This is a genomic window from Pseudomonas fluorescens, from assembly GCF_902497785.1.
GTDB lineage: Bacteria > Pseudomonadota > Gammaproteobacteria > Pseudomonadales > Pseudomonadaceae > Aquipseudomonas > Aquipseudomonas fluorescens_BO.
On the sequence record NZ_CABVHK010000028.1, the window covers coordinates 41,925 to 54,639 of the forward strand.

10 protein-coding genes, 4 tRNA genes and 1 pseudogene are annotated in these 12,715 nt (G+C 58.9%); 6 read left to right on the plus strand and 9 right to left on the minus strand.

The window, feature by feature from the left end; translation table 11 throughout:
- Positions 1-2: 2 nt before the first annotated feature.
- Positions 3-662, minus strand: a complete 660-nt coding sequence (locus F8N62_RS29990) for a transglutaminase-like domain-containing protein (RefSeq protein ID WP_150714023.1) — start codon at positions 660-662, stop codon at positions 3-5.
- Between the two features lie 249 nt (positions 663-911).
- Between F8N62_RS29990 and F8N62_RS29995 the strand changes: the two genes are divergently transcribed.
- Positions 912-3,359: an acyl-CoA dehydrogenase gene (locus tag F8N62_RS29995; protein ID WP_150714024.1), complete on the plus strand. Its 2,448-nt coding sequence runs from the start codon at positions 912-914 to the stop codon at positions 3,357-3,359.
- Positions 3,360-3,433: 74 nt separating this feature from the next.
- Positions 3,434-3,841, plus strand: a complete 408-nt coding sequence (locus F8N62_RS30000) for a PA2817 family protein (RefSeq protein ID WP_059182330.1) — start codon at positions 3,434-3,436, stop codon at positions 3,839-3,841.
- 155 nt (positions 3,842-3,996) lie between these two features.
- Here F8N62_RS30000 and F8N62_RS30005 read toward each other — a convergent pair whose 3' ends face one another.
- Entirely contained in the window at positions 3,997-4,986 is a 990-nt protein-coding gene (locus tag F8N62_RS30005) for a LysR family transcriptional regulator (RefSeq protein WP_150714025.1), read from the minus strand.
- A gap of 91 nt (positions 4,987-5,077) precedes the next feature.
- Between F8N62_RS30005 and F8N62_RS30010 the strand changes: the two genes are divergently transcribed.
- From F8N62_RS30010 to F8N62_RS30020, 3 genes are all read left to right on the plus strand, one after another.
- On the plus strand, positions 5,078-5,704 hold the full coding sequence (locus F8N62_RS30010) for an alanyl-tRNA editing protein (protein WP_150714026.1): 627 nt from the start codon (positions 5,078-5,080) through the stop codon (positions 5,702-5,704).
- An 85-nt stretch (positions 5,705-5,789) separates the two neighbouring features.
- Positions 5,790-6,560 (plus strand): 2OG-Fe(II) oxygenase, encoded by a 771-nt coding sequence (locus tag F8N62_RS30015; RefSeq protein WP_150714027.1) that lies wholly within the window; start codon positions 5,790-5,792, stop codon positions 6,558-6,560.
- 1 nt (position 6,561) lies between these two features.
- The gene (locus F8N62_RS30020) at positions 6,562-7,203 is read left to right on the plus strand and encodes a LysE family translocator (RefSeq protein WP_150714028.1); all 642 of its coding nucleotides are present in this window, start codon (positions 6,562-6,564) and stop codon (positions 7,201-7,203) included.
- 112 nt (positions 7,204-7,315) lie between these two features.
- On the opposite strand, the gene F8N62_RS30025 is transcribed toward F8N62_RS30020, so the two are convergent.
- The 4 genes from F8N62_RS30025 to F8N62_RS30040 form a co-directional block, all read right to left on the minus strand.
- Positions 7,316-7,391 (minus strand) — tRNA-Gly (locus tag F8N62_RS30025).
- Positions 7,392-7,394: 3 nt separating this feature from the next.
- A tRNA-Glu gene (locus F8N62_RS30030) sits at positions 7,395-7,470 on the minus strand.
- Between the two features lie 104 nt (positions 7,471-7,574).
- Positions 7,575-7,650: transfer RNA gene (locus F8N62_RS30035), tRNA-Gly, on the minus strand.
- A gap of 4 nt (positions 7,651-7,654) precedes the next feature.
- Positions 7,655-7,730 (minus strand) — tRNA-Glu (locus F8N62_RS30040).
- 393 nt (positions 7,731-8,123) lie between these two features.
- Between F8N62_RS30040 and F8N62_RS30045 the strand changes: the two genes are divergently transcribed.
- Positions 8,124-8,882: a hypothetical protein gene (locus F8N62_RS30045; RefSeq protein WP_191632471.1), complete on the plus strand. Its 759-nt coding sequence runs from the start codon at positions 8,124-8,126 to the stop codon at positions 8,880-8,882.
- A 162-nt stretch (positions 8,883-9,044) separates the two neighbouring features.
- On the opposite strand, the gene F8N62_RS32430 is transcribed toward F8N62_RS30045, so the two are convergent.
- From F8N62_RS32430 to F8N62_RS30055, 3 genes and pseudogenes are all read right to left on the minus strand, one after another.
- Complete coding sequence (locus tag F8N62_RS32430; RefSeq protein WP_412071997.1) at positions 9,045-9,926, minus strand: methyl-accepting chemotaxis protein; 882 nt, start codon at positions 9,924-9,926, stop codon at positions 9,045-9,047.
- A 27-nt stretch (positions 9,927-9,953) separates the two neighbouring features.
- Positions 9,954-11,009 (minus strand): annotated as a pseudogene (locus F8N62_RS32435) (HAMP domain-containing protein); the annotation flags it as partial.
- Positions 11,010-11,117: 108 nt separating this feature from the next.
- The gene (locus tag F8N62_RS30055; protein ID WP_150714031.1) at positions 11,118-12,509 is read right to left on the minus strand and encodes a PLP-dependent aminotransferase family protein; all 1,392 of its coding nucleotides are present in this window, start codon (positions 12,507-12,509) and stop codon (positions 11,118-11,120) included.
- Positions 12,510-12,715 lie beyond the last annotated feature (206 nt).

The following is a 12,715-nucleotide window of genomic DNA, read 5'->3' on the forward strand; positions in this document are numbered from 1 at the left end:
GATCAGGCGCGACTCAAATCGCTCTGCATATCACCCAACAGGGACGGCAGATGTTCGCTGAACAGATGCGGGTAGCACTTTTCCAGGTGCTCGAAAAAGAACGCTTCCGGCACGTCGGTGAACTGGCCGTGATCGATCAGGTATTCCATCAACTGCTCGCCGTCGCGATTGAAGGGATGAAATACGCTGTCGTTGATCCCGTCGAATTCCAGCGCTGCAACGTTGAATAATTCGCAGAGTTTCTGGTTGAACGCCGGCGTGGCCTTGACCCAGCGATTGTTCAGGTACAGTTCGGTATAACCATGCATGGCAAACACGTCACTCTTGAGCAGTTCCAGCAAACGCGGGGTGGATAAATGATTGCGCACATCCGCCAGGCCGATCCGCGCGGGAATCGCGCAATGCCGGGCCGCACCGGCCAGCAACGTGGCTTTGGGCACGCAGTAACTTTCCCCGGCGGCCAGTGCATAACTGCCACGCAAGGTGTCTGGGTCGCGGCTGAAGGTGTAAGGGTTGTAACGCACGGCCTCGCGCACCGCGTAATAGAGATTGATCGCCTGCTCGAGCGGGTCGCGACTGTTGCCCCGGTGTTTTTCGGCGAACTCCACCACTGAAGGGTGGTCACTATCGATGAAGCGGCCGGGACTCAGGTACTCGTGCATGAGAACAATCTCCTTGGGAAGCCCCGAGTCTAGCGACAGGTTCAGCACAGAGATAACGACGTTTCGGCCAAACATGGACGCTTTGCCGCCCGTTCAACGAACGATTTGCGCCACCCGGTGCCAACCGGTCCTACAAAACTCATCGAAGGTTTCCCACGATTTCAATCCCATCGCTCTGACCACCCTGTTTCGCGGATGACGTCTAAGCTCTGAAGGTTGTTTTTGCCCTTGTTTCACGGAGGATTAAATATGCTGCTGTTGTGGATACTGGTTCTGGTTGTCGGGATTGCGTATTTAGCCCACCGTCGTATCACCCCGCTGCCGGCCCTGTGCATCGTTGCCGTTTACGTGGTGGCGATGGGCGCTTTCAGCCACGCGCCGGGCTGGTTGCTGCTGATTCTCTGGGTGCTGATCGCGGCCGTCGCGGCGCCCTTGTTGCTGCCCGACCTGCGCCGTAAATACTTCAGCGCGCCACTGTTCAGCTGGTTCCAGAAAACCCTGCCACCGATGTCGGAAACCGAACGCGATGCCATCGACGCCGGCACGGTGTGGTGGGACGGCGAACTGTTCAGCGGCCGTCCGGACTGGGAGAAACTGCTGTCCTACCCGAAAGCTCAATTGACTGAAGAAGAACAGGCGTTCATCGACGGCCCGACCGACGAACTGTGCGCGATGGTCAGCGACTGGCAGATCGGCCAGGACATGGACCTGCCTGCCGAAGCCTGGACCCACATCAAGGAAAACGGCTTCTTCGCCCTGATCATTCCCAAGGAATTTGGCGGCAAGGGTTTTTCTGCCTACGCCCACTCCCAGGTAGCGATGAAACTGGCGACCCGCAGCGGCGACCTCGCCTCCACTGTGATGGTCCCCAACTCCCTCGGCCCCGCCGAGTTGTTGCTGCATTACGGCACCGATGAACAACGCAATCACTACCTGCCACGACTGGCGCGTGGCGATGACATCCCGTGCTTCGCCTTGACCGGCCCACTGGCCGGCTCCGACGCGGGCGCGATGCCCGACACCGGGGTGATCTGCAAAGGTGAGTGGGAAGGCAAGGAAACCCTCGGCCTGCGCCTGAACTGGGAAAAACGCTACATCACCCTCGGCCCGGTCGCCACCCTCCTCGGCCTGGCGTTCAAGGCGTACGACCCGGATCACTTGTTGGGCGACGAAGTCGATTTGGGCATCAGCCTCGCCTTGATCCCGACGGATACCGCCGGGGTTGAAATCGGCCGTCGTCACCTGCCGTTGGGCGCTGCCTTCATGAACGGTCCGAACTCTGGCAAGGACGTGTTCATTCCGCTGGATTTCCTTATCGGCGGCCAGAACATGCTCGGCAAAGGCTGGATGATGCTGATGAATTGCCTGTCGGTCGGACGTTCGATTTCGTTGCCGGCGGTGGGTACCGGCGCGGCGAAATTCACCAGTCTGGTGACCGGCCAGTACGCGCAGATTCGTGAACAATTCAACGTCCCGCTGTCAGCCTTTGAAGGTATTCAGGAAGCCATGGCGCGCATCGGCGGCAACGCCTGGATGATGGACGCGGCGCGGATGCTCACCGCCAACGCCGTGGATCTGGGCGAGAAACCGTCGGTACTGTCGGCGATTCTCAAGTATCACCTCACCGAGCGCGGCCGCGAATGCATCAGTCACGCCATGGATGTGCATGGCGGCAAGGCGATCATCATGGGGCCGAAGAATTATCTCGGTCGCAGCTGGAATGGCGCGCCGATTTTCATCACCGTCGAAGGCGCGAACATCCTCTCGCGCAACCTGATGATTTTTGGCCAGGGCGCGATTCGCTGCCATCCCTTTGTCTTGAAAGAAATGGCCCTCGCCGGTCGCGAAGACAAGGATCAGGCGCTGATCGAATTCGATGGCCTGCTGCTTAAACACATTGGTTTTGCTGTGAGCAATGCCGCCAGCACGCTGGTGCTGAACCTGGGTTTCGGTTCGTTCGAACACGCGCCAGGCAACAAGCTCAGCCAGGGCTACTTCCGTGCGCTCAACCGTCAGGCGGCCGCGTTCGCGCTGCTGGCTGACCTGAGCATGATGTTGCTGGGCGGCGAACTGAAACGTCGTGAACGCCTGTCAGCGCGTCTGGGAGATGTGCTCAGCAACATGTACCTCGCCTCCGCCGCACTCAAGCGTTACCACGACCTCGACTCACCGGACCACATGGCGCCGCTGTTCACTTGGGCCATGGAAGAAAGCCTGGGTCAGTCGGAGCGTGCGCTGGATGAACTGCTGAGCAATTTCCCGAACAAAGTGCTGGGTTGCCTGTTGCGGGTGATCGTGTTCCCGTTCGGGCGCCGTCACAAAGGGCCTTCGGACAAACTCGGTGCCGAAGTCGCTGCGGTGATCGGGCGCGCCAAGGGCGATCCGACCCTCGAAGAATTGCTCGGCGGTTGCTTCCGTCCGCAGTCGGCCGATGACGCCGTCGGCGCCCTGCAACACGCTTGCAACTTGCTGAACGAGGCGCAGCCCCTGCAGAAAAAACTGCATGTGGCGCTCAAAAGCGGTCAGGTCAAACCGGTGGCCGGGGAAAACGTCATTGATGCCGCGCTTGAGGCCGGCGTGTTGCAGCCGGTGGAAGCGCAAAACCTGCGTGACGCCGAAGTGGCGCGGCGCACAGTGATTGATGTCGATGATTTCGACAAAGAACAACTGGCGCTGGCGCCGGGAAAAGTCCGCTGATCCCGCTGGTGATATAAAAAAGGGCGCAGGAGCTTTATACTCCCGCGCCCGTTTTGCTCTTGAGGACTTATCTCGTGTCCAACGTCGTTGCCGATCATCTCGTCTTGCTGGACCACTTGCGCAGCATCCTGGTCGCCGTGGGTGAGGCCGAACAGGTTCCCGAAGAAAGTCATGCCTTGTTTCTGGAGCGCTTCGACGAATTGCGTGCGTTGCTGCCGGTCGATCCGATCGAAAGCCAATACCTGGGCCAGGACATCCTGTGCCAGGTGATTACCCGTTATCCGCAAATCGCCCACCTGGTTCCGCGCGACCTGCTGTGGTACTTCGCCGGTGACTGCCTGCATTACATGCCCGATGATGAAATCGACTTGTATCAGGCGCTGGAAGAACGTCGTTTCGAAGCTGAACAGAATGACGAACCGTTCGACTGGAATCAGGAAAAACAGCTGCTGGCGATGTCGAACGACGAGAGCAAGCACTGATCCACTGATCAGAAATACAGAAGGCCCGCATGGTTGAACATGCGGGCCTTTTTAATAATCACAAAGATCAAAAGATCGCAGCCTTCGGCAGCTCCTACATTGGGAATTGCGTTAAACCCTGTAGGAGCTGCCGAAGGCTGCGATCCTTTGATCCTTCAAAGTAACCCCTCACTCTCGGGCAACTCGTACTCCGCCGCAACCTTCCCGGGCTTGCCCGGTTTACTCAGCGTCGGCTCCTTCTCCAGACACTCCACCAGATAATCAATCAGCACCCGCAGCTTCGGCGGCATGTACCGCGTCGGCGAATGCAGCAACCACGCGCCACCGTGGTATGACGCCAGAAACGTCCAGTCTGGCAGCACCTGCACAATCAACCCCTGCTCCAGCGCATAGCGCGCCGTGAAGTACGGCAAACTGCCGATCCCGATGTGCTGCAACACCGCGCCCAACCGCACACCCGTATGGTTGGCGGCATAGCGCCCACGTACACCGACGGTGACCGCCTTGGTACCTTTCTTGAATTTCCAGCGCGCGTCACTCGGGGTTTCGCCCAGGTAGATGCAGCTGTGGTTGAGCAAGTCATGGGGATGAGTCGGCGTGCCGTGTTCGGCCAGGTACTGCGGCGTGGCGCAGAGCAAATGGTCGATGGTCAGCAGTTGCCGTCCGACCAGCCCGGCAGGTGGTCGATCGGTAATTCGAATCGCCAGATCAACATTATCGTCGATCAAATCCACCTGCCGGTCTTCGAGCAACAGCTCCACATCGACCTTGGGATAACGCCGCAGAAATTCCGGCATATGCGGGTGAATCACGAAGCGTCCTACCGCTTTGGGCACGCTGACGCGCACCAGCCCTTCGGCTTCATCGGTGAACTGGCCACTGATTTCCATGACCGATTTGGCCGCGCTGACCATCTCCCGGCAGCGTTTGAAAACCTCCTCGCCGCCGTCGCTCAACCTCAGCTTGCGCGTGGTGCGCTGAAGCAAGCGAGTGGCAAGCGCCTTCTCCAGACGTGAAATGCTGCGACTGACCGCCGAGGGTGAAGCGCCCAACTGACGAGCCGCTTCGGAGAAGCTGCCGGTCTCGACAACCTTGACGAATATCGCCATTTCACCCAGCAGCGGCAGTGGAAGATTTATGCTCACAGCGCAACAGTCCTTTGATGTTTGACCGGATTATCACGCAATTCCTCGCTTCATATAATAAAAAACAAAATCTTTAACGAGGACATGGAATATGACGCTCCGCCTCTTTTTCCATAGTGATGACCTCAAGGCCAACGTGGAAGTACTGGATTGCACACCCCACGAGAACGAATTCGCCGTGGTGCTGCGCGCCACCCTGTTTCACCCTCAGGGCGGCGGCCAGCCCTTCGATACCGGCTGGATGGGTGACAGCCAGGTGCTTCGCGTGGTTCAGGATCCGGACCGGATCATTCATTTCGTCGACCGTCCGGTAGACCTCGGCATGACCCGGATTCTGGTCGATGAACAACGTCGTCAGTTCAATACGCGAATGCATTCCGCTGGCCATCTGATCGGCCATTTCGTCCAGGCCATGGGCTGGATGCCGATCAAGGCGCATCACTGGCCGGGCGAAGGGCGGGTGCAATTCAAACCGGCGGAATCGGCGCAGGAGGTTGATGCCGCAACCCTTCAGTCCGGCATCGATCAATGGATCGCCCAAGACATGCCACGGCTGACATCGTTGCGCGAAGGTGCCCGGGAAATAGGTTTCGGTGAACTGCCCGCCTACGGTTGCGGCGGCACTCATGTGCGCAGTCTGAAGGATTTGGGCAGCGTCACGATCGCTTCGGTTTCGCAGAAAAAAGGCACGCTGTCCGTCCACTACAGCGTGGATTGAGCATTTGGCGATGCTGGCTTCGCCTGACGTCGGAAGAGCCGGCATACGCAAGTTCCGTTGACTGTCCAACAGATGGATCTGAACCATGATGCTTGACGTCGAGCGTCTCGATGAGACGTGCATAAAAAAACTGGCCAACGACGAAGTCCTCGCCCTACGCGTCAGAGGCTTCCTGCCTGCGCCGTTGGCGATCCAGATCGGCGACAGGATTCTCGCCCCCGGTTTCGAAGGCTATATCAACGCCCCAAGCATCGGTCGCATTGGCATGGCGTTCTATGAAGCGGAAAACCAGCCGCTGCTGATCGAGGACTACTTCGAACGCGCGACCCGCAACATTGCGGAACTGCGCAACCGTTGCGCGCCCTACTCGTCCCCGGTCGACACCCTGCGTTGCATGCTCGATGAGTCCTGGCCGGCGGGTGCGCACCTGGAAAACCTCTACGGTCGCAAGATGTATGTCGGGCTGTCCCGGGTGGTGAAGCCCGGGGTGTGTTTCCTGGCGCACCACGACATTTTCGCCAAGGACGCTCCGGACAGTTTCCAGGCCCGCAGTCTCGACGCGCAGTTCGCCTGCAACGTCTACCTGAACATGCCCGCCGAGGGCGGCGCGTTGCAGATGTGGGATCACGACATTTCACCGGACCAGTTCGACGAAATGCGTGGCGACAGTTACGGCATCGATCCGGCATTGCTCGGCACTCCAGTCCTTGAAGTCCGTCCCGAACCCGGCGACTTCATCATGTTCAATTCGCGCCGCATGCATTCGGTGACACCGGGCGTGGCCGACCCGCGTTTGAGCCTTTCATTCTTTGTCGGCTATCGCGGCAATGCTTCACCCCTTACGTTCTGGAGTTGAGATGCAGTTTTCGAATTACATGGGCGAGTTCCTGGCGCTGGCAACGATTCACTTTCTCGCCGTAGTGGCCCCCGGACCGGACTTCGCCGTCACCATTCGCCAGAGCGTGCGCTTCGGTCGATGGGTTGGAATCTGCACGGCGCTGGGCATCGGCGCCGGCATTTCCGTACACGTGCTCTACACCCTGCTCGGCGTCGGCGCGCTGATGCACGCCACACCCTGGTTGCTGACGGTGGCCAAGGTCGTGGGTGGCGCTTACATTCTGTACCTCGGCGTCAGCCTGATGCGTAGCCAACCCAAATCGGCGCTGGAGGGAGAAAACGGTCGAGGCGAACCGGTGGTCGAACAGACCCGGCTAAAAGCGTTCACCACCGGTTTTTTGACCAACGCCACCAACCCCAAGGCCACGCTGTTTTTCCTGGCGATCTTCACCACACTGATCAGCGCCACGACGCCGCTCAGCATTCAGGCGCTTTACGGGGTCTGGATGTGTTTCGTCAATGCGCTGTGGTTTGTCATCGTCGCGCTGTTCTTCTCCAGCAGCCGGGTTCGCGTGCTGTTCATGCGCATGGGGCATTGGTTCGAACGGACGATGGGGGTGGTTCTGATTCTGTTCGCGGGGCGCCTGATCCTGTCGATGTAACACCGCCCCTGCAAAAAGGCCCGCTCAGTCTGACTGGCGGGCCAATTTTTCGGAATCCGATAAAAATCACGCAAACAAAAACGCCGCTCAATGAGCGGCGTTTTTGTGAATTTGGAGCGGGAAACGAGACTCGAACTCGCGACCCCGACCTTGGCAAGGTCGTGCTCTACCAACTGAGCTATTCCCGCAAATGGCGTCCCCTAGGGGACTCGAACCCCTGTTACCGCCGTGAAAGGGCGGTGTCCTAGGCCACTAGACGAAGGGGACACGCTGCCCGGAACACATGGTGTGTGTTTCGGTGCCCAGACCCGCATCCGAAGACTTGGTTCTGGTTTCACTCAGCGCCGCCCGAAAGCAACGCTGTTTAAAACTGGAGCGGGAAACGAGACTCGAACTCGCGACCCCGACCTTGGCAAGGTCGTGCTCTACCAACTGAGCTATTCCCGCAATATGGCGTCCCCTAGGGGACTCGAACCCCTGTTACCGCCGTGAAAGGGCGGTGTCCTAGGCCACTAGACGAAGGGGACACACGTACAACATTCACTCCCTACCGCGTTTCGCTGTGTGCTTTACGCTGTAAGTGGCGCGCATTCTATGGATGGATTGAAGGGTCGTCAACCCCCAGATATAAATTTATTTAAATCAATGACTTCGCCCCGCTTTTGGCAGTGATCACGCCATTTTGCCAGCTCACTGTTTGACGCCTATATTCTGGCACCCGCCAAGACGTTATAGTCCACCCGTGTCTTGAATGATGGCAATGTGCACATCACGCGCCATCACTTATATAAGTACCGTCGCGGTCGATACAGGTAAAGGCCCGCTCGATTCAACCCGTCGAGCGGCCCTATGCGCCCCCATGCCAAGCCACTACACTCGCTCGCGAATCCCATAAAGAGGTCTTACCGGTGACACCACTCATGATCACCCTGCTAGTTGTAGCCGGGATCGCACTATTGATCGCCATTGGGTACATGAACCATGTGGTGGAAAACAACAAACTGGAAAAGGCCCGCACCAAGGTCGAGCTCAACGACCGCCTGCGGCGCTGCGGCGAAATCACCGAGACCTTTCCTGGCCAGCTGATGACCCCGGCGCTCAAGCTGCTGTTGACCCGCCTGGAGCTGAACGTCTGCCAGCGCCTGTTGAACCTGGAAAAATCCAGCGCCAACCTCAAGGCGCGAATCGTCGAACTGAACGCCCTTGTCGCCCAGGGCGAATCGATTCCGGTGAATAATCCGCCGGCACCGATCCAGACCGAAGCGAAAGCCAAGGACGTACGCTTCCTGCTCGAAGCCCTGCATGGCCAGATCACCCGTGCGGCACAGGACGGTTTCCTGCCGACCAACGAAGCCAAACGCTGGATCCGCGAAGTTCGCCACATCCTGGTCTTGCTGCACATCGAGTTTTTCAACAACCTCGGCCAGCATTCCCTGCAACAGAACCAGCCTGGCCAGGCGCGCCTGGCGTTCGAACGCGGCGTGCAATACCTGCGCAAACAGCAGGAACCGCAGGTCTACGCCGAACAGCTCGAGTACCTGGAAAAACTCCTCGCTCGCGCCAACGCGCAAGTCATGGACGACATCGCTCCGGTTGAAGGCGAAGTGAATCAATTGACCGCAGGCCTGAAAGACGTCGAGGCAGATGCGGACTGGAAGAAGAAAGTGATTTACGACTGATTGGAAATCAGAGAGAAGAAACCACCTGAACAGGTGGTTTTTTTTGTGCTGAATTTGCTGCCCAAGTCATGACAGGAGGAACAATTCGGCTGTCAGTCCGCCTTCGCGAGCGGGCTCGCTCCCACAATGAAACCGTGCAAGCCCACCCACTCTCCATAAGCTTCAAAGCCTGAAATGCCCCACCATTCCCTTCAATTCAACCCCCAACTGCGCCAGCTCGATACTCGACGCCGCGTTCCCTTGCATCGCCAGCGAGGACTGATCTGCACTTGCGCGAATACTGGTCACACTGCGATTGATCTCCTCGGCCACGGAACTCTGCTCCTCGGCAGCCGCCGCAATCTGCTGGTTCATCTGCTGAATCAACGACACCGCTGCGGCAATACTGCCCAAGGCACTTTCGGTCTGCAGTGCATCACTGACCGCCAGCTTCACCAACTCGCCACTGTTCCGAATCTGCTGGACCGATGACTGCGTCGCCGACCGTAACGCGCTGACCAGTCGCTCGATTTCCTCAGTCGATTGCTGAGTCCGCCTCGCCAGTGCGCGCACTTCATCGGCCACCACCGCAAAGCCCCTGCCCTGCTCTCCAGCCCGCGCCGCCTCGATGGCCGCGTTAAGCGCCAATAGATTGGTCTGTTCGGCCACACTCTTGATGACGCTCAGCACCGTGCCGATGTTCTGAATTTCCGCACTCAGACTTTCGATGCTGGAACTCGCCGATGACGCCGACTCCGCAAGCTGCTCGATGCGCGCCATGCTCTGACGCACCACCGCCTGGCCACTTTCGACTTTGCCGTCTGCGGTTTGCGCGGCCTGCGCAGCCTCTTCCGCATTGCGCGCCACATCGTGCACGGTGGCGGTCATCTGATTCATGGCCGTAGCGACCTGCTCGGTTTCTTCCTTCTGACTGCTGACTTCAAGGTTGGTCTGCTCGGTCACCGCCGAGAGCGACTGCGCAGAACTCGCCAACTGCTCGATACCCGACTGCAAACCGCTGACAATGCTGCTGAGCCCCGCGCCCATCTGCTGCATGGCCTGCATCAACTGGCCGATTTCATCTCGACGGGTCACTTCAACCTTCGCACTCAAATCACCTGCGGCGATCTGCTGAGCAACACGAATGACACTGCGCAGCGGCCCCACGATCAACCGGGTAATCACCCACGCGGCGATCAAGCCGACGAGCAGGGCCAATGCCGACGAACCGATGATCAGCAGCGAATTCTTCTTCAACTCGGCCTGCATGGACTGGTCTTCGGCGACGTAAGCCTGATCCACCCGCTCCATCACCTGTGCGGCGCGCTGATGCAGTTGTTGGTAAACCGTCTTTTCCTGCGCCAGCAGGCCGGTGTATTCGGCAAGTTTTTCACTGAAGCCGCCAATGTGCCCGACCACCTCATTAAGGACAGTCAGGTAGCCCTCATCCTTGACCGTGGTTTTCAGCTGCCCGGCCTGAGTCAACGCCTGATCGGCCTGTTCGATCTTGCCCTGACCGGCGCTGTCGTCACCCTTGCGGCTCAGGTCGAGGCGCACACGTGCTTCGTTCATGGCTTGCAACATCAGCCGTGACACCTGGCTGACCTGACTGGCCTGTTCGATGAACTGGCCACCGTCCTTGCCTTCGGATTCTTTCAAGGTATAGGCGCCATCATCCGCCAGCCCGGCCTGCAAGACGTCGAGGTTATTGGCCACGCTAGACACCGACCAACTGGCCATTTCCAGCGCCAGATCCTTGGCCTGGCTCAGCGAGACAAACTCGTCAAACGCTTTGCGGTAAGCGCCCAGCGACGCCTCGACGTCATTCATCACCGAAAGGCTATCCGGCGATTGCGCCTTGATCCGGTTCGCAACGACGACGAGGCCATCGACCCCCTCGTGCAGCGCAGTGACGATTTTCGGATTGCCGTGCAAGGCATACTCCTGCTCGAGGAGTCGCACCTTGAGCAGGCCACTGTTGAGCGACGACATCTGTTTGAGCCCATCGAAGCGATGGCTGATGGTTTGCAGGGACCACACGCCGATGGCCGCCACCAGCGCTGTCAACAGCAGCACCAGCACAAACCCGACACCCAGTTTTGTTGCCATACCGAGGTTGGCAAAACGTCCTTGCACGGCCGAAATCATTGCACTTAGTCCCCTGACATAGTCTGTTGACGCAGATTCGCAACGCGCCTGTGCCAGCACAAGTCTCTGGCGTCGGAATAATGGCAAAAAGCTACGCCAACGTCGTTTTCAGAACGATTGAGGTCGATCCGCAGCGGTGGCCTGAAAGAACGCCCGGGCTCGCGGATCACAGGCACAGGCCACATTGATCCGCTGCCAGTCACTGGCCTCGCTGGCGGGACTGAATGCCGTCGCGCAAGACAGCAGGACACCGAAGTAATGAGCCTGGGTCCGCACATAGGCGGAGTCGGACTTGCGCGATCGCGCCCAGATGAACAGTCCACCGACGGGCTTGCCGAAGACCTCCCAGCCAGCATCTTCCAGCACCTGCAACGCGGCCTCTCGGTCACTGTTCAAACGCTGACGCAGCCGCACTACCAGCTTGCGATAAGCACCGCTCGCCAGCAGGCGGGCCAGCACCGACTCGCAAAACCCTGAAGCGCCCATGCTGCTGATCATCTTCACCTCCCCCAGTCGCGAGATGACGTCAGTGCCGGCCACTACGAATCCGACCCGTAACGAACTGCTGAGGGTTTTGGAGAAACTGCCGACATAGATTACGTTTTCGTCGACATCCAGAGCGGCGAGCCGTGCCCCGGGGCCACTGTGCAAATCCGCGTAGACGTCGTCCTCGATCACCCGCACGCCGTGGGTTTTTGCCAACTGCAATATCCGCTGAGCCACCACTGGCGTCAGGCTGCAGCCGGTCGGGTTGTGATAGAAGCTATTGCAGAACAGCGCTCGTGGCCTGTGCTTCAGCAGCAACGCTTCCAGCACTACGATGTCAGGCCCGCGCGGCGTGCGCGGCACTTCGATCATGGTGACACCCTGCAATCGTAACAACTCGAACAGCATGGAATAACCGGGGCTTTCGACGACTACGCAATCTCCCGGTTTGAGCAACGTGCGCACGATCAGGTCGAGTGCCTGGCTGGCCCCCGCCGTTGTCATGATGCGATGTTCACCCACGTTGATGTCCAGCTGTTGCAAGCGCTTGCGGATTTGTTGACGCAATGCAGGCAGGCCCAGCGGTGTGCTGTAGTTGAACAGAGCCGCCATGTCGGTACGACTGACTTCCCGGATGGCGTAACTCAAATCATCGGTTTCATGCCAGCTTTCAGGCAGCCCGCCACCCCCCAGTTTCAGCTCACCCAAGGCACTGCCCCGTGTCACTTGCGTGCCTTCGAGCCAGGGTGAATCCCGTTGCCCTTGAGTAGCGGATGCCGGGGCGGCGACAAAAAAACCCGCACCATGACGCGCACCCAGAACGCCTTGCGCCACCAGTCGCTCGCACGCTTCCACGACGCAGGACTGACTGAGTAAATTGATTCGCGCAATTTGCCGGGTGGAAGGCAAACGCGTCCCCGGCGAAACTTCGCACTGACGCAGCCAGCAGGCTAGCGCGTCAACGACTTGCTGTACGACGGGCACCAGGGCCTGTCGGTCGATTCTCAATTCCATGAGCAAGCAAACTCCTGTTCGTTTGACCGGAACAGTTAATCACAGGCTTGCTGGATGGGTTGTGCGACAACGCCGTCAAAACTTGTGGTTCTAACGGCTTGAAACACATTGGCCGGGCGGCCTAAAAATGCGGGCGGGGTTGGGGGTTGAGTACATATCCGTTTTCTTCGCTGATTTGATCGCGCTCATATTCCGGGCAGATGCTC